Consider the following 22,209-nt stretch of genomic DNA (forward strand, 5'->3'; position numbering starts at 1 on the left):
GTCTGCAAAGGGCTGTGGATTCAACCGGTCGTCACCCTCAGCTTTGGGGCTTGAGGCTGGCGACCAGTTAAACATTGAGAGTTTGGATGGAGTGATGGTGTTAAAGCCAATCTGGGATACGACTACCGACCCCTAATGATTGAGGCTTCAATCGACACGAATCTGTTGGGTGACCCGCGGTAAACGAATGCGGTTCAATGCCTGGCAAGCGAGCTAAGTGAGAGTACCCACTTACATCGACTTGACCGAGACCACTTCCACAAACCTGAATTTTTTTCTGGCCGTCTTAGTAGCTTCTTGTTCTGCAACTAGGGAGCTAAGCGTATCGGCCTCATGTACCATCTCGTGCATCTCGCCTTCAAATTCATTTCCCACACGGAGCGTAACTCTCAACCTGGGTGTGAAGCCTTTTGAGACTGTCTTTTTCTTCGTTGCCTTCACCGGTTGCACAATCACAACATCCGGGACTGTGCCCTGCACGTCTGAGTTAATTGCCGGAGCAGAGGGCTCAGAATCACCGAATAGCGCCCGGCGCATCTCATCTTCCATCAATTCTGTATTCATACCATTTCTCAGAAGAGTGTTATCTATAACCTGATTTATTCTATCCGGATGGCCGGACTCTGTAGTAAAGCGTCGCTGGGGTCAGACCTGAAGTGGTAGAGGGCCAGCAGATACCGGCGAGCGTCAGCATCTGTCCATCTGCTGCCTATCATGGCTGGCACTGGCGGCCAAAAGCTGCCATTCCGTTTATCTATGAAACCAAGGGGGATCTATTACGCCCTTATGGTCTTGGATAGATATCGGGCAACAGAGTCTATTTGATAGCCCTCACCGCTTTCTTGTTCTCCCCAAGCACATTCCACGTCCTCCATAAGTTTTTCATTGATAAACCATGAAATGGGAGTAGGTGATCCCGTTTTCAAATAGTACGCTAACAGCATGTAGTCACCACGATCTTTGTGGGATAGCGATGCAGGGCCTTCACGCTGCACAATTGACCAGAATAACTCCTCAACTTTAGGCATTTGCTCAGAAGCTATATCAACCCGCTCTCCGACCACCTCTTTCCACGCGTAGTACGTGAGATAAGATTGCATGTCAGCCATCTGCATACATGTAGGCAAAACTTTGCTGAGTCGGGAATGAAGTGTCGTAATATCCAACGCAGCCTCACCATGTATGACATCCCCGGAGATTGGAAGATGATAGCTATACAGCTCACGGCAAAATCGCAACTCCTCAAGTAGAGATACAATCTCACTCGCATAAATATTTTGCCGAACGTAGTAGTTGTCAATCTCCCTAGCCAATGCACTATGGGAGATTGATCTGACCTTTTCCAAGCTAAAATCAGCATTCAGTAGCATGTTTGCCGACAGAGCACTGAATAACGAGTAATAGCATGCGTAAAACGAAAGATTTTTCATACCCTGCACTTGAAGGGTTTGTGACTGTGTGAAATAGAGTGCGGCTAGCGATATTTTTTTTGATGCCAAATAATGTCGCGCAATCCATTCAACCCCGACGAATACGTCTTGATGACCAAAAACTTTCTTAAGTTTCTCGTGCTGCGCTCTCGAAAACTTTCCCAACTTTTCTCTAGAAACGTCTTTTCTTAGCGCGAAAAATTCGCCGTAGTCACTTTCGATATTTTTTAGAATTGACATATGCACCTATCTTAAAGTTAACTTTATACTACAACCTCGTAACCATGGTCTGCGGCGAGAGTCTAGCAGACTGCCAAATTTGGCATTCAACGCAGTAACCTATGCGGCGCACGTACTTAATCGATCGATCCTATACATATGTTATCTGCATGGGCTAAATTAATCCCATCCACATGCTATTTTCTCTGTGGTTTTGTGTAGATGCAAAAAAGCTTGCCGGAAAATCTGGTCTAGCTATAGACTCGCTCACATCCATACGAACTTAATCCCAAACGCCAATCAAATAGTTCCATCCTGACGTCCTCGCTACTCGACCCTTTACGGCTTTCTCCCAAAACCTCCAGGCACGCTCATTATTTTCAAGAGATTGAAGCGAGTAACTCACGCATGGGCGTCTTTCTATATACGAAAACACCTCTCTCGCAGCAGCAACTGCTGGCCCAGCGTTACCTCGAAACTCGGGGCAGATAAAAAACTTCGCCACCTCGGGGTTGAGGTCTAGAGCAATCACACAGAATCCGATCTCTTTGCCCTCGAACTTTATAATCAGCAATTCCTGACTTTGTGACCCGCAACGAGTCTCCTTGAAAGGTGTATCTACGTCGGTCTGATTGAGCCTGATCGCTATCGAGTGATCCAAAGTCAGCTTGAGCGTAACTCGTTTTTCATTCATGCCACTTCCTCCTGAAATCGGAACCTTACTGCATGCTGTGTGGATGGAATGCCAGTAGCCCACGATTGAATCGCCCCTAATTTCCCAAGCACACACGCCTGCATTATCTCAGCCGCGGTGGCGCCTCAGTGTCGAGTTTATGAGATCGGACCAGGGCTCCGCACTCCGACCTCTTTGAACTGACCTATTCTGAACACAGATTCCCTCTGGAAAGCATGTCGTTATCTCGACACGCAATTCGGATGGCTTCATAGCGCGATTTGGATCGAGTAGGAATCCAGTAGTTGTCGACCACTATGTAGCGAATAACTTTCTCTTTGTTTCGTAATGCGACGAACTTAAGAGACTTGTCAATAAATTTTAGCAGTTGGTTTTCTGGAGTTATTTCGTAGCTTATTTCGAAGATTGCAGCTTCCAACTGTAGGTAGTCTCTACTGTTTAGCGGAGGTAGTCGGAATTTGTGGGTGTCCCTAGCGGATATGGTTTCTCCGTCCAGTTCGTTGAATTCGATAATCGGAACCGAGCTGATGTTTCCGCCAGGCATCTCTAGACCGCCTTGCCGTGATTCTGCAACGATCGTTTTCGTGGTTTTTGCGATTACCGGTTGATCGGGATAAGAGATCTTGAATTTCTCAACGATGACATCAGCGGGCGAGTCATTGATTAATGAGAAAACGTAAGAGCGTCCGTATGGCCTTTCAAATATAAGTCGAGTGTCACTAATAAAAAAGCTGTAACAGGTAGCAATAATGAATCCGAATGCGCCTACGCTCGATAAAACTTTTAAGGATCGAATGCCTAGCTCTTTATAATTCTTACGGCGGTTTGGCCGTTTGAAGCGATCCTGATGTTTCATTTCGGTCCCTGATTTTAATTGACTGCTACGTTGCAAGCATCAGTGTTTGCACTGCCTACCCCATGGGGATGTCAATATGATATTAATACGCTTGGCGCCACGCGAAAAGTAGCTCCTGCACACCCAAGGGCTGATGATCGGAGGATGGATGCTTCTAACAGACGTTGAGACGGACTGGACCACTGAGATGCGGCAGCGCGGTCATTCGTTGAATAAACGACGTGGTGTGCAGTTCCTAAGACGACCTTGCAAATTCTACAGCACCGACTTAAATTCTAACGAAGAATGTACGAAAATCTTACGTTAGGACTACGAAATGAAAGACGAAATTGAGAAACACCTTGGCCAGTTTTGGGATAAGCGTGCGCTAGAAATCGTTGACGACCCGCTGTCTGTGGATGAATTGGGTGCGCCCATGGAATCGGTCATGGCCATCGACGCGCTTGTAGAGATTGGGAAGATGTTGAAAGTCAAAATCCCGGTTGATGTTGTGATCCGCAACGGTGGTTACGAAACCAAGGAACAGTTTGTCAGCTTGGTCACGTCGGGAATCCTCAAGCATCTGAAGGACAAGACTCATGAGTAGCTCGACGATAGAGGATCAAGACAGGCTTCGCCTGGCTGAGCGCCTGCGGGATGCCAGGGAATATGTTGGGCTTTCCCAAGATGAGGTTGCTCACGCGCTGGGACTATCTCGCCCGGCTGTGACCAACATAGAATCGGGCAACCGCAAGGTTGAAGCCACAGAGTTGAGCAAGCTCGCCAAACTCTATCGCAAGTCGATGGAGTATCTGATGACCGGGCGGGATCCAATGCCTTCCGGCCCCACCCAGCTTGCATTTCTGGCCAGAGCCGTAAATGGACTTTCGCAGCAGGATATTGATGAGGTAGCTCGCTTCGCCGAGTTCCTCAAGCACAAGGAACAGTGATGGGCTACCGCGATGTTGTTATGCGAGCCGCGCAACGTGCGGCTGAGGTCATAGATGAAAGCCGTGCGATGGAGCGCATCGAGCAAGACGGATATACGCGGATAGACCCATTCCAGATAGCTGCCGATTCTGGGGTCATGGTTATGTTGCGCCCCATGCAGAAGCTACTGGGGGCATTTCTGGGGAATGAGACCCCCGGAATTCTGGTCAATGTGGATCGACCGGCTGGCTTGGTTCATATGACCTGTGCCCACGAGTTGGGTCATTTCTTCATGGGCCATGGTAGTACCGCAGACGAGAAGATTTATTACGGCTCCAAGGGTGCCCTCGTCGAACAAGAGGCGGATCACTTTGGCTACAACCTTCTGGTTCCTCGCAAGCTGATCGTCAAGATAATGCAGCGCAAGCAATGGAAGAAAGAAGCGTTATTCCGACCTGCCATCCTCTATCAGCTGGCCTTGCGCATGGGAGTCAGCTACGAAGCAGCCGCATGGTCGCTCAGTCGCCATAACGTTATGAACGCCGATCAAGTTCAACAAATGTTGCGGACTACGCCGGCGATGATCAAAAAAGCGCTGCTCGGTGATCGTCTGACCGATGCTCGCAAAGAAGTATGGCTACTCGACAGTGATGACCGAACATCAATCTTGGAGCCGCGTCCAGACGATCAAATGGTGGTTCGACTGCCAAGCAGAGCCTCATCAGGATATCTCTGGGAAGCCGACTCCATTGACGAACTGGCGACAGAAGGCTTCCAACTGGAGCCGTTGACCGTTCCCTCGAAGTCTTCGATGGATAATTCGCTGGTCTTCGGCGGCCCAGGCACGATGGACTATCTGCTCACCGGCGGCCGAGCGGGCAATGCGACGCCGATGAGCGTGCAGCTCTCCGAGCGAGCACCATGGGATGTTACCAGCCCCCCAACCGACACATTCAAATCCAGTGCCCGGTTTGAGCCTTTGGATCTTGGGCTGACGCCTCACTCGCGCAAGCAGCTACTTGAGGGCAGGCAGACGTGATAGTCCCCAAGGTGTTGCTCGATGGCTATGACTCGCCGGCAAGACCGCAGGGTCGTCGCCCGACCTGTCTGGCATTTGCATTATCGGATCTCAACCGTCCGGGATCTCCCGCAGATTTGAGTCCCGAATTCCTGTACCAGGCAGCCGCGATTTTGTCTCCCGGATGGTTACCAGGGGAGGGAAGCACTTTCGACGCGATGCGAGAGGCGTCTCGTGCCGGGCAACCGGAAGAAACCGCCTTCCCCTATTGCCCCGAGGAGCCTTCGCTCCCAATCCCCGATCTGCCCTCGGGATTTCAACACTATGGCCAGTTTTTGCAGCGTGTATCGGCTGATCCTACCGATATCTCCTGCTTCATCAGCGCCGGACAGCCGATCGGGCTGGGGCTGCGGGTAACGCCCGAATTCTTCAAGCCTGAAGGGGATTTAGTGCCTTTTAGTGATCAGGTCATGTCGGGTTTGTTGCATGCGGTAGTCGCCATTGGCGTGGGTCATGAAGATGGAAATAGTGCGCCATGGTTCTACGTGCGCAACAGCTGGGGCCCTCAGTGGGGCGTAGATGGACACGCCTGGATTTCAGGTACCTATGTAAGCGCGCATGCCGAATGTGCATTTGGAGTAGAGAATGGCAAAACTGATCGTCAGTGAAAGTATAGGGCAGGCCTGGGTGGCGGCGGCGCGACATTTGGCGGGATGCAAACAGCGGAAAGATCGGAACCTGGTTTTGGAAATCAGCGCTCCTCAGAAGCTTTCCAAGGATGACGTGAGGATCATCAGGGCGGTGGATGCGGTATTGCGTAAGAGCCGGGAGGATCTGAGCATCGAGACCGTTGCGACCACAATTTTTCCCAACGGGCTGGCCCGACGATTCGCACGCCCCGAGCTCTACAAGGCCTATCTGGAGTTGTTGGCCAAGGGCAAGAAACCTGGTTCGTGGGGCACCTACGCTCACCGCATGATAAGTCGCCCTAGCCGAAACGGTACAGGAACTATCAACCCGTTAGACGACCTGATTGAGCGTCTGCTTCAGACGCATACCGGCACCAAGTACCAATCGGCTTTTGAGCTGGGGGTCAGCGACGCCGACATTGATCTGGCTCCCCCACTGGAGGGGCATGGGTATGAGCTGCCAGTGTTCGATCCCACCCGGGACGCCAAAGCCCTCAACGTTCCCTGCTTGAGTCATCTGAGCTTCAAGCTTACGGACGGCAAGCTAGATTTGACCGCTATCTATCGCTCTCAGTGGTACTGCCAGCGTGCGCTAGGCAACCTTGTTGGGCTAAGCCAGCTTCACTCGTTTGTGGGCAAAGAGTCCAAGTATGAGTGCGGAACGTTCACCTGCATTGCGACGCACGCATACCTAGATATGGAAACCTTCGGCAAGGTAGGTGTCACTAAGGATCTGTTGGCATCCCTACCCGGCTGAGGGAGATCATCAGAGTAGTGAAGCCTGGCGACTTGCCTGGAGAGCCAGGGGGCGGAGGTCATAGAGCCTTGCCATCCCTGCACGGAAGTCACGGACTCCGCCGTAGCTTGGGTGGCGGATTGTCTCCACTGGCAGGCCGAAACGCGACGCATAGTGAGCGGCATCCTGACCGATCGCGATGATCTTTCTGATTCTCAGCCAATTGAAAAGCTCGTTGTTCAGCTCATCCACCAGAGCCAGCTCCTTAGCGCTGAACTTGCGGTTGGTGAATGGGTTACCTGGCTCATGCGGATGGAAGGGAAACACATTCCACAAGAGCGGCGGAACATCGACAGCCTTCAGGATGGCCCAGATCTCTGCGGCAGTTCGTTCAGCGATTGCGGGGCCACGGGTTGCTTGTTGCGACTCAGATCCGGGATAGACGCGGGTCATCTCGGGCAGATGGTATTCGTCGGTAAGGGCTAGGCCAGTGCGTCGCCCGCCGCGATAGCCTAGATCGCGGCCCATCCAGATGGTATCGGCACCTAGATCGGAAACGGCCTGAAGGTAGCTTTTCAGGTTTTTGCGACGAGATGCAGCCGCTCCGGCGCGATCGTGTACAGGACAGGTATCTGCATAGGGGTTGAACACATTGTCTAGGCTGAATTCAGCCAAGGCCTTTACAAAGGAGGTAGGAGTCATTTCGTTTAGGCCTCTTTAGGGGGCTCGTGAAAGGTCAGCGTCCCCTCAGTAATGTTGACTACTACGGAGCCTCCTCGATGTTCGCGCAGTTCACGAAACATCTTGAAACCGTCGAGAATGGCAAGCTCCCACTGCCAAAGCTTGCATTGCTCAACCTCGTAGCCTCGAACCATGCCCTGGATCTGCTTGAGAAGACCGTAGTCGAGGCGTCCAGGTTGAGTCCCTTCGTAGTACCCATATTTTTTAGCGTGGTCGAAAATCCAAGTGGCAATGCCTTCCTCGATGATCGCTGCACGAGCACCATCGTCGTTCTCATCCTTGGCGGGGTTGGATTTCCGTTTGCGCTTGAGCAAAGCTCGCAACACTGGCGACCAACCCAGATGAGCCACGTAAGCCAAATGAAAGACATCGTGGAAACGATAGTCATCAGGCTCGTTGCTGTTATCTGTGAGGCGGTCGCCGATGTAAACGCCGTTCAAGCGCTGCACCACATGTTTGTTCTGCCCGTCGCCGCGCTCGATGAATTCAATAGTGAATTCACGCTCGAACTGCTCATGCTCCGGAAAGCCTTCATCGAATAGTGGGAATTCGCGCTTCTGCTCACTTGGCCAGCGGCTGGCTGTTTTCTCCAGGTTTCCCAGCGCCACGTCTTCAAGGGTCAGGTTGAAGCTGGAACAGGTCTTGGCGAGTTCCGACAACAGCTGTCCGAAATAGGCCTCACGCTTGGGCGCTGCCATGGCTTCCAAGCTGGCTTGAGACATTTCGGCCAGCACACCAGCACTAAGCGCTAACTTCCCAAGCTGGAGTGGGCGGGGGATTGTATCCTCATCCCGCTGTGTTTCGATAAGACCGTCTATCTGACGGAACGTGATCGGCGGTGCGGGAGCTTTCTTGCTTTCGCCGAATTCTTCGCGAAGCACAAGAATACATTGCTCTCCCAGAGCATCGGCAGGAATGCCCAGGAGGTGCGACGCAATGGTCAGGTACCACAACGCATCCCCCAGCTCTTCTGCTGCCAAATCGTTCTGCGCGGCTTGTAGACGGTCGCGGCCAGCCTTTTTCACGGAGGAAAGTAGGCCTCCTATTTCGCCGAAGTATCCGAACCGGATGTATTGAAGGCGATCGGGGTCATCCTTGAAACGCATGCTCTCCCGAGCTTTGAGCATGTACTTGGCTACGGTGAGCGCCACCGGGCGCGGTTGTGGTGTAGATGCCATCAATCCTCCTTGATCATGGTTCTGATGCTTCATGCTATTGCTAACAACTGCTGCCGTAGCTCCATCTTCAGTTGCTTGCAGCGACCCACGATAGTCTCGCGGTCAGCATCGATTGCTCCCATTTTCAGTGCGCGCTCACGCACTGCAACGGTCACATCGTAGTGCGGATAGCCCTTGGATTGAAACCAACTTCTGCGTAGGCCTAGCCTAATAGCGAACGCATGCAGTTCATCTAAGGTATCCGCTGCGAGGTGGCACCAGTGTTTTCCCCGCCATAGGATCTCTTCCGAATCCACGTAGACCGCCATTCAGCTCGCCTTTTGTAAAAAAATGTGCAAACATTTTGCACATTATGGGAAAAAAATTCAACTCTCCAGCAAGCGCCGCCATACTCGGAGGCCAGATCCGCCAAGCTCGTTTAGGTAAAGGCCTAACGCTCGTAGATCTTGGCTGTGCGGTTAGCGTAGATCATTCTCAGATTTCTCGTTACGAGCGAGGACAGATGAGTAGTGCCAGCAAAAATTTGCAAAAAATCTGCATATTTTTGCAAATTGACGATGCCCCTTACCGGTACTCGGCACCCAACTCAAGCCTGGGACGAAAAGTGGATGAGTTACTTCGCCAGGCCCCAGAGTGGGAGCCGGCCGTGACGAAGTTTGTAGAAGCGATGGAGGGACTCATCGCAGCGGCACGTGTACCCATTAAGAGCTAAATTCGCGTCGGACGATGCTGCCAGTGGGACACTGGAAATAGCCCTTCTAAACTAGGCCACGCCGCGAGCAGGCAGATGCCTGCCTGTCCCAATGATGGTGAGCGATTTCGATCCTCGAGTCATTGCAACGTACAAATCCTTAGCATCAAGCGCGTCAGCATCGAGAATAACGGCATGGTCATACTCAAGGCCCTTGACCAGCAGCGTTGTCCCGATGAGTTTTTGGTGGTTGATCGGCCGCCCCGTATGCCTCATCTCACGCTGGTACCTGTTACCGGCCTCCGCAAGAGTCACTCCTTCACCGTCAGAATGCATTTTAAGCACGCTGAGGAAGCGATACAGAAGGTCACGACGATAGGCAGACGTCTCTGGGTTGGTCTTCAAAGTCAGGAAAAATGTTTTGAGATGGCTGCTTGTAGGGTCGTTCAGGTAGTCATTCGCTGCCTGGAGTACCAGAGGATATCTCGTGCCTTTGCGAAGATTAGCCACCTCGCCTCGTTTGGTGCCAGCAGTCAACGCATCACCGACGCCAGTGAAACACTTCTTCGCGAAATCAACTGCGAGGAGAAAACCAGCCTGAACCGTCTTCGCGGCCACGAGCTTCTTGAGGAATGAATGGAGATCTCTTCCTTCAATCTCCTCAATTGAGGAAAAACGGCCGGCCATGCTTCGAGCCAAAAGATGGGTTTTGTTCTTGGACTGTTGATCGCCACCATGCAGAGCAATAACGCTCTCATCATGCTTCAGCAATCCGACACTGGTAGAAATCAGAGTCGCTGAACGCGAGATTCCATTGGGGGTGAAACGTGTAACGAATGGCTTCCAGAATCGTTGACTTGGAAGAATCCCCTTTGCCTATGAGGCAGAAGATGTCGGCCGTGGGAACGCTCCAGTCAAGCTCTTTCACTCCGCGAAAGTTCTTGATCACTACCTTTCTGATTTTCACCGACCAATATCCTTCTGAACGCCATCTATGAGAATGGGCAACATCCTTAAATAACGCCTCGAGTGTCCGACCTGATTAGGCTGGTGTGTCGGCAGGCGCATCAACAGTCAATGGCTCACTTGATGCGAATACAGTGACTTGCAGCGACAAAGGTAGAGGTGGCACTGCCGAGTTTTTTTCCACCCTGGCTCGTTTTTTATCACGTTCCGCTTTCCTCGCCGCTCGTTCCAGATCCATCTCCATCTCCCTCATCGGATGGTTGATGAAGTGCTGTTCGTACGTGCGGACCAATCCTGCATCGCTACTCTCCAGCACCTGGGCAAAGACATACTCTGAGTCTCTGGCCACAATCTCGTACTTTTGGGTTTGAAGGTCTCTCTCCGAGATCATCGATAGCGCTTGTGAAGTGAATTTGCCGCTACTCCATATTTCAAATCGCTGCGCTAGATTTTTCCATTCAGAGTGATGCTTAGCCACCTCACGGAGCACCGGGATACGGTCATCAAGCCATTTGACGACCTCACGATCGTCAACGTTGACTGAAGGGTGCACCCCTTTGCACTCGATGAACACTACGTCTCGATTCCTCCTGACAACCAAAACGTCAATTTCGGCCTCACGGCCAAGGCTATCCTTAACCTTCCGGTTCACTTCAGGATCGCCACCTAAGAATGTGGTCTTGGTAATGTGAGCTACCGCGAATTCGAACAGGCTGCCCCGTAGGGTAGACGCGGCGCCTTCGATCCTGGAAAGCACGTTGAAAACCTTGTCCAACGATTCGGGACTGTCCAGGAGCTTGGCCGTATTTTCGAGCAACGAGCACAGATTCTTTAAAGCCCTAGCTACCTCCAAGCCGAAGAGGCTTTCAGTAGTGGCGGGGATGATGCCTTCACTTTTTAAAAGCGCGAACGCTTCCGTCGAAAACTCTTCGGCTACAAATACCTGCAAACAACGATTAACCTTCGAGAGGCTTCGGAGCGTCACGCATTTTTTGACGAACGCGCTCAGCTCCTCAGCCGTTGCCCTGCCATTCAAGGCAATGTCGCATACAAAAAATCCTCCCCTGACCCCAGCAGCCTCGGTGTATGAACGCATGGGGAAGAGATAAGATGGTCCAGCCATATCCCACTGGAACGTCCCCACCTGCGGCATCTTTTCAAGACCCTCATCCTCACGAGTTTTAACGGCCTCGTAGCTCACCAGGCCCAATTTTCTTGCCCAGTCCTTTACCCCGAGCAGTGCCACTCGTTCGGCGATGTTTCGAGCCTTAAGTTTGGGCAGCGCGTACCCGTCTCTAAAAGACATTTCTTGATCGCATCTCACGATGCATACATCACCACCCGGGAGCGCTACCTCCTTGACCAGGTCAGCGCTGATCAGGCGTTCAAGCAGGCTTTCCGCGGAGATATGTTTCAGTTGAGCGACCGGCGCGCCACAGGCTATGAGGAAGTGGGAGCGCAGCATGATGTTGGAGCGCATCTTCAGAGCCTGGAGCGCTTGGTAGTAAGCGCTGTTCGTCTTCTGGAGTGCATCCATAAGGTTCTTAAAAAACCTTGGCGACCCATAGTCGGATCGCAAATATACAAAGCGAGCACGATGTGGAAAAACCAAATGGCTCAGCTTTCTCATGTCATCACATCCGCGCTCAACTCGCTTGCGTGCGGCCGGAGGGGCAAGCTTGTGCTTGGATTCCAGAATCTTCGCGAGTTCGCTGCTTAGCATCGGGCCGCTTTTGGCCAGAATCTCCGCTATTGCATCCGTCGCCATGCTGCGCTCCACCGTTGTCACACTGCGCTATTTATAAACCTTGATAACAAGGTCCGTTCGCTCATTGTGGATGCTATCTGAAAAGACCCGGCCTACAAGGGTTTCAGAGCAATAAAACAGGCGAGAAGGTCAAAAATGTCACAATAGTCGAACTCGGTTCCCACCGGGACTCCTCGCTCTCGACTTTGACGGCTAGAACAGGCCTCAGCACCGCTATGATACGCAACGCAGCGTTTGCTACTAGCGAGTGTCAGCCATGAAGCCTATTCGGGTGATACGAAGCACGGCTAAGAAAGGGCGTTACTGATAGACACCTAACCGAATGCGTTCCAGGTACTCCACTACAACGCTGTAGCCGAGCGAGGTACCGATCATTTCGAAAGGAACGATGCCTGCCAGATGCCTACTAGGGCGGTTCAGCCATTGCTCCGCAAGTTCTTGAGAGCCGAAAACCGATACAGCGAGCTCAAGCGCCTTTGCATACTGGAAAGCTACAGCACTTTGCAGGGCAGTCAATCGAACCGCATTTTTGAGTTTGATCTGACGTTGGATGGTCCTGGTCGACCTTCCTATGATCCGCTCCAAGAGCTTACGCGATGTGTACAGCCCGGAGGACGCGACCATAGCTCGTACCCCATCAAGTGAGAATCCCACCTGAACAAGACGAAGGATGTCCAACTGACTCAAGCTCTCATTATCTGCTTGTGTCAGATAAACCGTTGGCGTTTTAGTTGAAGACAGCACTTGAGGAAGCATGACTGTAGAAACCATTGGCTCAACCTCTCCAGCGACCTAGGCCCAGAGTAGATCTGTTTCTCTCTAATCGTAAGAGGATGATGGCGAGGTCTACCGTATCGATAGCAGCTTCATATATGCACGAGTCCGTGGGTAACGATCCCTTCTCTCCAGGTTCTGGGCGAGACGAGGTATCAAGGCGAATATCTGCGACTGCCTGAGATGCATATCCTGATCCGCTCCATACTTCCTAATTAGCTCCGCTCTCAACTGGTGTAGAAGGCAATCGTCTCGGCTCTCCCAATCGACTCGCGCAGGGCGGGTTCTACAAGGCTTGGGCATCTGAGCGGTCTGCACGTTCAGCCACTTTCTGTCGTTGCGATACAGCCAGACGTACAACGACGGGAATTTTTTTCGAAGTTCAGTAAGGGAGAGCGACGGGAACTGCTGCCGGAGGTCGAACCAGCGCGAACGATGATGGGCCTGGCTGAGAGCAATTTGCCGAGATGACCAAGACGCTTGAACACCAGGCTCGGATCGAAGCAGCTTGTTTACCGTAGAAATGGTGATCTGAAACTCATCACAAATCAGCCGTTTTGCTACTCCCTCAGCAAGGCGTCTGAGCAAAACCGCTCTGAGTTGAGGCTTCAACCGCTTCGGTCTCGGAGGCCCTCTCGAAACAACGATCGGCACGAGGTCCCCAGGCTGTTGGATGTTGTCATCTCGCAGGGCCGGCGTTGCTAGCTGCCTGAAGCTTACCTCGTAGCACTGTACAAAAGACTCCAGATCACCGAAAAGCCAGGTGAGCATCACCAAGTGCTTCAGTGGGTGAACGTGCTGGCGCGGAGAACGCGTCATCTGAGCGATAAAACTGCCGGCAGCTTCCACAGTTGCCGGCAATCCTCCGTACGGATGAAATCTCCGCAGGGGAAGCAAATGAGCCAACAGGCTCTGGGGCGCTCCGCCCTTAGGAAGCCACTTCCGGTAGACGTGAGCGACTACCAGCGAATCGAACTGCTGATTCAGTCCAAAACCGGCCAAGTCGCGACAAGCATCGGACATCGAAGCGAGTCTCTCCTGTTCCTCATTCTTCAATGCTCCATAACTCATGTCGCTTAAAGTGGTCTCCTCAGGCAATGTCCAATTGAAACGGCCGCACCACCGCCGGTTTCGTGTGCACTCACTGAGCACTTCCCTGTGCGTCGAGCAGATCACTACGCCAGGATACTGGTGGTCGAGATGCCAGTACGAAACGCCACATAGCTCGATATCTCGCCTCATGCACGACTGGCAAGCCCTCAGGGGATGGTCTGCACCAAAACCTCCGCATACCAGACCGAGCTGATATTTCAGCGCCCCCATTACTGGGCTTCTCAATCGGGTCAATGCGTCATTGACCGCTACCTGAGACTGAAAGGGACCGAAGAAGGGAAAAATCGTGTGCTTCTCGATGATCTGCCTAGCATCGCCCCACCTGCTACCACTGTTCTGTTCGAAGGCATCCATCCCGCAGGGTAGGTCGTGTTTGATGCATCGCTCAGACAGACCAAACAGCTGCGTCGCAGTAGCACCGGGACGGAGGTTTCCTGAGAGTAGATGTAGGCGACTGCAAAGGCTGAAAAAGGTCTCACCTCTCAGCCATTCAATATCTGCCTCCAGGTAAGCAGTGTGCATGCGGGCTGCTATCCAATCCGGGTGACCCTTTCAGCGTGGGTCAATTTTTCTGTGGATAACTTATTATAGTCAGAGAACAGCTGTGGATAGTTTTATTCGAATTAACTCGCGGCCCTTTTATACTATAAGGAAATCTATATGTGGATAACTTTCCCCTCATCCAGAGAGGGAATTGAGACCTTTTGCACACATTTATAAAGCGCTGCCGCTCTACATCAACATTGGAAATGATGCCGTGTCAGGGGGTGCCTTTTTTTTGCGATTTTTTCCAGTTGTCAATCCACGTTTCATAGAGTTACCATGCGAGGTAACGCTATAGACATAACTGCGAATTGATCTAAAAAACGCGTTCTAGCGGCGTATGCTTAAACCCCAATTTTGTTAAGGGTTCGGCTAACACTAAGTTGCGCTACTGGATGAATATAACCAATAAAAGAATAGATATTAATTAGGTAAGAACGTAATGATTAATTCTGGTTAAATTATCGGGAGCCAGAATAGACAAGGGCCTAAGTTTTACCTTAGGCCCCTGTGTCAAGATTGGACCCCTGACACGATCATTGTCTATCCGCATACGCGGAGCGTCAAGCTCTGCGGGTTCCCCTCATCCCTAAAATAGCGAAATCCGTGTGCCGAAAGGCAGCGCGGCGTATGCGTATGATTGTTGTACGCATTTACTAAGTTAGGCCACCTGCTGCGGGTCTAACCAGGTGGCATGGGTACGGATAACAATGATTTCTCAAAAAACTCTCACTCGAATTAGAGATCGCCAGGGTAGCTTCCGCTGGGGTGATGACTACCTACCCGCGATATTCGCCGTACCTGGCGAGGCACCTAAAGGCTCACGGGTTTGCCGGCTCAACAGCCGGAAGCTTGAGCGTGCGCTTCACCTGCTCTCCATTCCTGAACGAGTATTTACCCAACTGGCCCTGTTCCATCCGGCTGTCTTCGATATACATGAGCAGAAGCTGCTTCACCCGCAGGCGCACGTCCACCCGCTGCATGGTCACCCACTAGTACAAGGAACCAATCTCAAACCGCTAGCAGGTACGCTAGCCATCGCAAGTCAGATCGGCATGGACCACGCAAAGGTGGTAGTCGAAACCTCAAGCGGCGAGCGCAAGTGGGCAGCGTACCCCTACCTCGGAGACTTGCTGCTCTATCTCAATGCTCCAGGCGCTGCTCCGTATGCAGTTAACTGGAACATCAAGTTATCAAAATACGACTTCATGGAAAAACGACGGTCTTCTTTGAAATCGCTCGCGACTAGACGGAAAGATCGTGAACTTGCTGACCTGCGGCTCCGCTTAGAGGAAGAATATTATTTAAGCGCGGGAATCAGAACAGTAAATTTGTCACTTGATGATATTGATCCGATTGTAATGGCAAATTTGGATCAAATTTTTGGTGCGCACGACCGTCCACTGGATTTAAATCCTCAGTTGCTGGAGGACTTCAGTCAGCAATTAGATGAGGATTTCATCTGCGGTCGTCCCCTTGCGCCAGTTGCTATAGCGTTTGGAAAAAAATGGGGTAACCGGGATCAATTTATCACACGCATCTATCAAGATATTTGGGACCGAAATCTAGCTGTCGATTTATTTAAATACATTCAGATCGATCAACCGCTTGAGCATGCACGGTGCGATGTGATTGAGCATTACCGATCATTCTTCTCGGAAACTGCTCAATGATGACAGGATCTCGACTAATCGCACCTGAAGGCTGCGGTGAACTGGTCAATGGAGTGGCCTATCACTTTCTCATAAACGATGGGGGGAGCAACAGAGTCCGGTTGGTCGAGTTCGACGAGCGTGGAACTCGAGCCACCCTCATTACTATGTCAAGGCTGCGCTTCGAAGCCGCGCTCGAAGCCGGAGAGCTCGTTGAGATGGACATGCACGCCAATCCACCATGGCTCGACGAATCTGCGGGCATTGAAAGCTCTTGGCGAGAGAGCCGCCGTGTCGATCCAAAGGAGCGATACGAGGATAAGGTTAACCGCCGCTTGCTTGCCATAACTGAGCTGGTTCCTAGGGCAGCGGAAATTCTGGCCTCCGACAATCCCGAAGCGATCATCAACGCACACGCGAAAAACTATGAGCCTAAGCAGCATCCGGGGAGACTACGGTTGTGGTTTTTCAGCTTCTTAGTGTTTGGCAAATCGAAATGGGCGCTCATGCCCAGCTTGCATAGGATCGGCACCTGGGACAGAAGTGAGAAGACAACAAAGAAGCTTGGCCGCCCTTCTCGCTTTGGAGGAAATAGCGGGTTTCCCATCACACCCGAAATGAAAGAACAAATTCTAAAAGGATTTCTGGAGTTTAAGAGGGCCGACAAGACCCAAGATGACATTTATGGAGCTGCTCTCCGAAAAACTTTCGGGTGCCGAGTTCGTGAAGGTGTGAGGGGCCGAGAGTTCTTTCATCCTGAGGGTGAGCCTTTTCCTAGCCCAAATCAATTTTGGGATTGGGTCAAAAAACAAACCGATCCCGCATCGCTTACCCGAGATTTGAAAGGACCGAGCGCGGCCCGTGCAGCGTCAGGCGACAAGGGAAGCTTTTCAGCGCAACTATGCAATTTAAATCAGCTGGTCGAGTATGACGGTTTTTATCCGAGCGAGAAGATCTCTGGAATTATTGAAGGTGCTGCTCTAGACGCTTTTTGCGTGGTAAGAGCGGTATGTGCTGTATCTGGGGCCGTCGTTGGTATTGGATTCGCTAAAGGCCGTGAAAGCATGGAAGCATATCGAATGGCCTTATTTTGCGCAGCAGTCGATAAGGTCAAATACTGTGAATTATTTGGCATTACGATTAAACCCGATCAGTGGCCAAGTATTGGACTGTCCAGCAAGCTGGTCTTCGACAGAGGTCCAGCTGCACATATGAAGGCCGAGGAAGCCATCGAATGGCTAAGCCGCGTTGAATTGACCCCAACACATTCTGGACAATCCAAAGCGACGGTAGAGTCATCTCATCCTAGGGATAAGCAAACTAAGGATCAAGCGTCCTACATTCATAGCGGACTCAATCTAGTGGAGATGGCACGCCGGGAAGTCCGTAGAGCAATAAAAGATAACGAGACCTCCGATCGCAGTTCCTATATGACAGAAGAAATGTGGCTTGAAGAATTCGCGCCGACTCCATTGAATATTTGGACGTATTTAGACGAACGAGGGCGTAATAGCGGGAGTCTGATGCCCTTCAAGCAGGCGGTCAGAGAGTTTTTAACTCCACTTCCAGCGGTAATACGTAGTGACGGCGTGTATTTCTATGGGCGCAAATACAATTCAACGTTATTAATTGACACTGGAGTATTTGATAGGATAGCGCGGAGCGGAGTGATTCGCGTGAAGGCCTACAGTATCACCATGTGCGTGCGTCATATATGGATCGAGATTGAAGGTGAATTAATCGAACTCAGCTTCGTCTACACCGCAAGCATAAAGCCGGGAAGCGCCGATATTTCGCTAGAAGATCTCCAAGTAATACATGAAGCTCGCCTTCGTGCGCAAGCAAAGCGACGCCACGAGAAGGTAGCTATTGATCAACAGCATAAGACAACCTTCGAAGAGGAAACCAGTAAAGAGTGGGACGCGGGCGTTAAGAAACTGGGGCGCCCCGTTAAGGACTCTGTTGCCCAACGTGACTTGGAAGATCAAAAACGCCTGATGGGAATAAAGTCATGATTAGCCTTATGACATCTCGCTTCAATGGCTTGACGAATATGGATTATCTTCGCGAGAAGATTACAATCCGACCAGACCCTGTTAGCGAGCTAGACAGCATTGAACCTAATTTGGCAGCAGAACTGTTTGGCGGCGTACTAAAGGAAATTTTCGTTCCCAATGAATTTACCCTTGAGTTCATTGCAGAGGTGGTGGGCAGAGCAGCCGCTCACTCAGCCAAGAACTTTGACACTGAAAGCCGTTATGTCAATAGAATGTACTACCCACAGTCTGGTGAGGTATTTCCCATCTGTCTAACCGGCTTAGCAGGCGTAGGAAAAACTGAAACTATCAATGCGTTGCGACGCGTCATGCCCGGCCCAGTTGAAATAGAAGTTGGTCATTATCAGCAGCCGCATGCCGTTTACTCTCACTGGTACGCTAGCGCTCGCGGCAAAGCGTCTGGTAAGCAACTTCTAATGAATTTCCTGGGCCATGAGGGCTCGACACGAGAAAACGTTGCAATCCTGCTACACAGATGCCAACAGCGCGCTAATCAGAACGGTATATCGCTGGCAGTACTGGAAGAAATGCAGCACGTGAATACCGGACAAGGTGCCGCCAAGGTAACGGATCTACTCCTAACCATGTCTGGCCTGAATATACCAATGGTTTTCGTATCGAATTATAGTCTGATCCATAAACTTCTTAGACGTAACAGCGAAGATAGACAGCGCCTCTTATCAGAGCCAAGAGTGATGCTTCCAGATGAACCAGACTCCAAGCCTTGGTCCGATTACATAAGCGAATGCATAGCTGCCAGCAACGGGCGAATTCGCGCTAACGTCGAGGACTTGGCAAAAGAAGTCTATCGCGGCAGTTTTGGAATCAAACGGCTCGCAGTGCAGCTTTTAAAGCTTTCTTACTTAGAAGCTCGGAACTCAAACCGCATGTGGATAGGTCTTGAAGATGTGCACCGAGCTTACATTTCAAGCTCCTACTTTTCTCATCGAGATGACGTGGAGGAACTGGAGCGACAAGCTATTCAGAAGAATAAGGCCAGTCGCCTAGATCTACGCTGCCCATTCGGTATACCAATTCGATCCAATGTAATTCAGTTTGCTAGGAAAGATCGTGACAACCGTGCGGCTCAAGCTGTATTCGAGGGCGCACTGACCGCGACTGAGCGGGAAACACACAAAAATCTTAAGCTTGGCTCAGACGCAAGCCCCCCAAGCACTAAACGTCCTAAGCGTACCAGCATTGAAAAGCCAACGGACGAGAGTTTATTGGATGCATTCAATGAAATCTTTGATCCAAAGGTCGATTAAGATTAAAAATTCAATGGCTTATATTCACGTACTACGTGCATCGAATCATCCATGCATTTCACTAAGCCACCTCTTTGACGAATATCATCCACCAACGACCCGAAGCTCCCATACATGGTTGCTACGACTTGTATCAATTGTTGGCTATAACGGTGATCTGGCCTGTAATCTGAATCAATTCTCGGAATAGAGAACCTGAAAAACTCTAGGCGAGCCTCAACTGCTTCCAATTCTTCTTCTGAAATTTCTTCACTAGATGCCATGTCTGTGGCTTTTTCTTTAAGGTGTTGAATTAGTTCATCACGTAAAAGATAAAATCTTGATTGCCCTATTTCTTCGTGTATCTTTGAATAGGTTTGCTCGCTGGCATCGCTATTTATTGTCTCACGGAATTCATAGACGTGACGCCCTTTACATCCTTTCCATAAAAGGGAATAGCCATATCCATGGTCGTGTACTTCAATGCTCTTTTTACAAACTGGGCATTTTCTTAGTAAAACGACATTATGCTTGGCGCACACATTCACGTAGCGATGATCTCTCCTCCAGTACGCAAATCCTATCGATTCAATATCTTCTTTAACGCACGCAATGCAGAAGGCAGGTCGTATATCTTCGGTTTCAAACCTTGTTGTACTCGATAGATACGTGCTTCCTGAATAACCTACTTGGGAAGCTTGTCTGAAAGTTGCAAGTTGAGGGTAGCTGGTATGGTCGTGCAGGAGACGATTAAAACCGTAACAGTTGTCGCGGCCTATAGCCCCAGCGATTACGCGGATTGCTGATGCCCTCATGTAGAAGCGCGAGATTTTCATGAGAGGGATTGCTGATGGGGCTTGCGAATCCAGATAGATATGCCGCTCCAAAAAGGAGCGCAAGGACTCGTTGGGCAGAATGGTCAGAAGCAAGGGCGAGCGTCTCGGAATTCTGCAAAGCAGGGATGGCCAGAAGCAATGACGTCGTTTGGAGCCCCGAGAGACTCCAAAACGAGACAGTTTTTAATACCTAGAGACAGTTTTTAATCCTGAAGACCAACTTCGTGCCACGCGTCTTTCGATTTACTCCACCGTCACCGACTTCGCCAGATTGCGCGGCTGGTCAACGTCCGTGCCTTTCAATACAGCAACGTAGTACGACAGCAACTGCAGCGGGATGGTGTAGAGGATCGGCGACAGGATGTCGTGGATGTGCGGCATGTGCACAACGTGCGTGCCTTCACCATTGGTCATGCCTGCCTGCTCGTCTGCGAAGACGATCAATTGGCCGCCACGGGCGCGGACTTCCTGAAGGTTGGATTTCAGCTTCTCCAGCAACTCGTTGTTCGGTGCCACGGTCACCACGGGCATGTCGTTATCCACAAGCGCCAACGGGCCGTGTTTCAGCTCGCCAGCCGGATAGGCTTCAGCGTGGATGTAGGAGATTTCCTTGAGCTTCAGGGCCCCTTCCATCGCTACCGGGAATTGCGCGCCACGGCCGAGGAACAGCGTGTGGTTCTTCTCGGCGAACAGTTCGGCGATTTTCTCGACGGTGCTGTCCATGGCCAGGGCTTCGCCCAAGCGGGTTGGTAGACGACGCAGTTCTTCAACCAGAGTGGCTTCGACGCCTTGGACCAAGGTGCCGCGAACCTGACCCAGGGACAGGGTCAGCAACAGCAGGCCTACCAGTTGGGTGGTAAAGGCTTTGGTCGAGGCCACGCCGATTTCGCGACCGGCCTGGGTCAGCAGGGTCAGGTCAGACTCACGCACCAGCGAACTGATGCCGACGTTGCAGATCGCCAGGCTGGCGAGGTAGCCCCCTTCTTCTCTTGAAAGCTCCTTGGCGTTGCGCAGCGCGGCCAAGGTGTCGGCGGTTTCTCCGGACTGGGAGATGGTCACGAACAGAGTGTCTGGCTGCACCACGACTTTGCGGTAGCGGAACTCGCTGGCGACTTCGACCTGGCACGGGATGCCGGCCAGCTCTTCGAGCCAGTAACGGGCAACCATACCGGCGTGATAGCTGGTGCCGCAGGCAACGATCTGCACGTTGCGCACTTTGGCGAACAGCTCGGCAGCCTGTGGACCGAACGCTTGTACCAGCACGCCGTTCGGGCTGAGACGACCTTCGAGGGTGCGCTGAACAACAGACGGTTGCTCGTGGATTTCCTTGAGCATGAAGTGGCGGAATTCGCCCTTGTCCGCCACTTCGGCACCGTCGCGGTACTGCACGGTTTCGCGCTCGACGGCTTTACCATCAACGTCCCAGATATGCACGCTGTCACGGCGAATCTCAGCGATATCACCTTCTTCCAGGTACATGAAACGGTCGGTGACCTGACGCAGGGCCAGTTGGTCGGAAGCGAGGAAGTTTTCACCCAGGCCCAGACCAATCACCAGCGGGCTGCCGCTGCGCGCCGCGACCAGGCGATCCGGTTGCTGTGCACTGATAACCGCCAGGCCGTATGCACCGTGCAGCTCTTTGACAGTCGCCTTGAGGGCCACGGTCAGATCGTGCAGATCCTTGAGCTTGTGGTTCAGCAGGTGGGCGATGACTTCGGTGTCGGTGTCCGAGGTGAACACGTAACCCAGGGCTTTCAGCTGCTCACGCAGGGCCTCGTGGTTTTCGATGATGCCGTTGTGCACCACGGCCAGGTCGCCGGAGAAATGCGGGTGGGCGTTACGCTCGCACGGTGCGCCGTGTGTTGCCCAGCGGGTATGGGCGATGCCGAGGCGACCGACCAGTGGCTCGGCTTCAAGTGCCAGTTCCAGCTCGCTGACCTTGCCCGGACGACGCATGCGTTCGAGCTTTTCATCGTTGGTGAAGACCGCCACACCGGCGCTGTCATAGCCACGGTATTCCAGGCGTTTGAGGCCTTCGAGCAGGATGGCGGTGATGTTACGTTCTGCAACTGCGCCGACAATTCCACACATA

At 51.8% G+C, this 22,209-nt stretch carries 23 protein-coding genes; 9 read left to right on the top strand and 14 right to left on the bottom strand.

Annotated elements, in window-relative coordinates; all coding sequences use genetic code 11:
- Positions 1 to 231 precede the first annotated feature (231 nt).
- The 4 genes from ACA048_RS29540 to ACA048_RS29555 form a co-directional block, all read right to left on the bottom strand.
- Positions 232 to 564 (bottom strand): hypothetical protein, encoded by a 333-nt coding sequence (locus ACA048_RS29540; protein ID WP_497627395.1) that lies wholly within the window; start codon positions 562 to 564, stop codon positions 232 to 234.
- Between the two features lie 212 nt (positions 565 to 776).
- Positions 777 to 1,670: a hypothetical protein gene (locus tag ACA048_RS29545; protein WP_497627396.1), complete on the bottom strand. Its 894-nt coding sequence runs from the start codon at positions 1,668 to 1,670 to the stop codon at positions 777 to 779.
- Between the two features lie 262 nt (positions 1,671 to 1,932).
- Positions 1,933 to 2,343: a hypothetical protein gene (locus ACA048_RS29550; RefSeq protein ID WP_497627397.1), complete on the bottom strand. Its 411-nt coding sequence runs from the start codon at positions 2,341 to 2,343 to the stop codon at positions 1,933 to 1,935.
- Between the two features lie 184 nt (positions 2,344 to 2,527).
- Positions 2,528 to 3,199, bottom strand: a complete 672-nt coding sequence (locus ACA048_RS29555) for a hypothetical protein (RefSeq protein WP_497627398.1) — start codon at positions 3,197 to 3,199, stop codon at positions 2,528 to 2,530.
- A 316-nt stretch (positions 3,200 to 3,515) separates the two neighbouring features.
- Here ACA048_RS29555 and ACA048_RS29560 point away from each other — a divergent pair, with 316 nt between their 5' ends.
- The 5 genes from ACA048_RS29560 (at position 3,516) to ACA048_RS29580 (ending at position 6,572) form a co-directional block, all read left to right on the top strand.
- Entirely contained in the window at positions 3,516 to 3,785 is a 270-nt protein-coding gene (locus tag ACA048_RS29560) for a hypothetical protein (protein ID WP_497627399.1), read from the top strand.
- Complete coding sequence (locus ACA048_RS29565) at positions 3,778 to 4,128, top strand: helix-turn-helix domain-containing protein (protein WP_497627400.1); 351 nt, start codon at positions 3,778 to 3,780, stop codon at positions 4,126 to 4,128. The genes ACA048_RS29560 and ACA048_RS29565 overlap by 8 nt, the downstream gene beginning before the upstream one ends.
- Complete coding sequence (locus ACA048_RS29570) at positions 4,128 to 5,147, top strand: ImmA/IrrE family metallo-endopeptidase (protein WP_497627401.1); 1,020 nt, start codon at positions 4,128 to 4,130, stop codon at positions 5,145 to 5,147. Before ACA048_RS29565 ends, ACA048_RS29570 begins: the two co-directional genes overlap by 1 nt.
- 116 nt (positions 5,148 to 5,263) lie before the next feature.
- Positions 5,264 to 5,794 carry a C1 family peptidase gene (locus ACA048_RS29575; RefSeq protein ID WP_497627402.1) on the top strand — a complete coding sequence of 177 codons (531 nt, stop codon included), beginning with the start codon at positions 5,264 to 5,266 and terminating at the stop codon, positions 5,792 to 5,794.
- Entirely contained in the window at positions 5,772 to 6,572 is an 801-nt protein-coding gene (locus ACA048_RS29580) for a thymidylate synthase family protein (RefSeq protein WP_497627403.1), read from the top strand. Before ACA048_RS29575 ends, ACA048_RS29580 begins: the two co-directional genes overlap by 23 nt.
- A 9-nt stretch (positions 6,573 to 6,581) precedes the next feature.
- Here the strand turns inward: ACA048_RS29580 and ACA048_RS29585 are convergent, their stop codons facing one another.
- The 3 genes from ACA048_RS29585 to ACA048_RS29595 are packed head-to-tail and all read right to left on the bottom strand — an operon-like array spanning position 6,582 to position 8,778.
- A complete protein-coding gene (locus ACA048_RS29585; protein ID WP_497627404.1) occupies positions 6,582 to 7,253 on the bottom strand; it encodes a uracil-DNA glycosylase in 672 nt (223 codons plus the stop codon).
- Between the two features lie 5 nt (positions 7,254 to 7,258).
- Positions 7,259 to 8,470 carry a MazG C-terminal domain-containing protein gene (locus ACA048_RS29590; RefSeq protein WP_497627405.1) on the bottom strand — a complete coding sequence of 404 codons (1,212 nt, stop codon included), beginning with the start codon at positions 8,468 to 8,470 and terminating at the stop codon, positions 7,259 to 7,261.
- Positions 8,471 to 8,499: 29 nt separating this feature from the next.
- Entirely contained in the window at positions 8,500 to 8,778 is a 279-nt protein-coding gene (locus tag ACA048_RS29595) for a DUF4031 domain-containing protein (protein ID WP_497627406.1), read from the bottom strand.
- A 44-nt stretch (positions 8,779 to 8,822) separates the two neighbouring features.
- Between ACA048_RS29595 and ACA048_RS29600 the strand changes: the two genes are divergently transcribed.
- Positions 8,823 to 9,182 (top strand): helix-turn-helix domain-containing protein, encoded by a 360-nt coding sequence (locus ACA048_RS29600; RefSeq protein ID WP_497627407.1) that lies wholly within the window; start codon positions 8,823 to 8,825, stop codon positions 9,180 to 9,182.
- A 51-nt stretch (positions 9,183 to 9,233) separates the two neighbouring features.
- Here the strand turns inward: ACA048_RS29600 and ACA048_RS29605 are convergent, their stop codons facing one another.
- The 5 genes from ACA048_RS29605 to ACA048_RS29625 form a co-directional block, all read right to left on the bottom strand.
- A complete protein-coding gene (locus ACA048_RS29605; RefSeq protein WP_497627408.1) occupies positions 9,234 to 9,932 on the bottom strand; it encodes a hypothetical protein in 699 nt (232 codons plus the stop codon).
- A complete protein-coding gene (locus tag ACA048_RS29610; RefSeq protein ID WP_497627409.1) occupies positions 9,919 to 10,128 on the bottom strand; it encodes an AAA family ATPase in 210 nt (69 codons plus the stop codon). The genes ACA048_RS29605 and ACA048_RS29610 overlap by 14 nt, the downstream gene beginning before the upstream one ends.
- A gap of 75 nt (positions 10,129 to 10,203) precedes the next feature.
- Positions 10,204 to 11,895: a hypothetical protein gene (locus ACA048_RS29615; protein WP_497627410.1), complete on the bottom strand. Its 1,692-nt coding sequence runs from the start codon at positions 11,893 to 11,895 to the stop codon at positions 10,204 to 10,206.
- A gap of 300 nt (positions 11,896 to 12,195) precedes the next feature.
- Positions 12,196 to 12,666 carry an Xre family toxin-antitoxin system antitoxin gene (locus ACA048_RS29620; protein ID WP_497627411.1) on the bottom strand — a complete coding sequence of 157 codons (471 nt, stop codon included), beginning with the start codon at positions 12,664 to 12,666 and terminating at the stop codon, positions 12,196 to 12,198.
- 75 nt (positions 12,667 to 12,741) lie between these two features.
- A complete protein-coding gene (locus tag ACA048_RS29625; protein ID WP_497627412.1) occupies positions 12,742 to 14,304 on the bottom strand; it encodes a TnsD family Tn7-like transposition protein in 1,563 nt (520 codons plus the stop codon).
- Between the two features lie 731 nt (positions 14,305 to 15,035).
- On the opposite strand from ACA048_RS29625, the gene ACA048_RS29630 reads away from it, so the two are divergent.
- From ACA048_RS29630 to ACA048_RS29640, 3 genes are all read left to right on the top strand, one after another.
- The gene (locus ACA048_RS29630) at positions 15,036 to 15,998 is read left to right on the top strand and encodes a PDDEXK family nuclease (RefSeq protein WP_497627413.1); all 963 of its coding nucleotides are present in this window, start codon (positions 15,036 to 15,038) and stop codon (positions 15,996 to 15,998) included.
- 197 nt (positions 15,999 to 16,195) lie between these two features.
- Positions 16,196 to 17,992: a TnsB C-terminal domain-containing protein gene (locus ACA048_RS29635; RefSeq protein ID WP_497627414.1), complete on the top strand. Its 1,797-nt coding sequence runs from the start codon at positions 16,196 to 16,198 to the stop codon at positions 17,990 to 17,992.
- Positions 17,989 to 19,302, top strand: a complete 1,314-nt coding sequence (locus ACA048_RS29640) for an AAA family ATPase (protein WP_497627415.1) — start codon at positions 17,989 to 17,991, stop codon at positions 19,300 to 19,302. The genes ACA048_RS29635 and ACA048_RS29640 overlap by 4 nt, the downstream gene beginning before the upstream one ends.
- Positions 19,303 to 19,304: 2 nt before the next feature.
- On the opposite strand, the gene ACA048_RS29645 is transcribed toward ACA048_RS29640, so the two are convergent.
- Together ACA048_RS29645 and glmS are read right to left on the bottom strand one after the other, a co-directional pair.
- Positions 19,305 to 20,210, bottom strand: coding sequence for a TniQ family protein (locus tag ACA048_RS29645; protein ID WP_497627416.1), 906 nt, complete (start codon positions 20,208 to 20,210; stop codon positions 19,305 to 19,307).
- A gap of 150 nt (positions 20,211 to 20,360) precedes the next feature.
- Positions 20,361 to 22,208 carry a glutamine--fructose-6-phosphate transaminase (isomerizing) gene (glmS, locus tag ACA048_RS29650; RefSeq protein WP_497627417.1) on the bottom strand — a complete coding sequence of 616 codons (1,848 nt, stop codon included), beginning with the start codon at positions 22,206 to 22,208 and terminating at the stop codon, positions 20,361 to 20,363.
- Position 22,209: the final 1 nt, after the last annotated feature.

Source organism: Pseudomonas sp. LBUM1659, assembly GCF_059716045.1.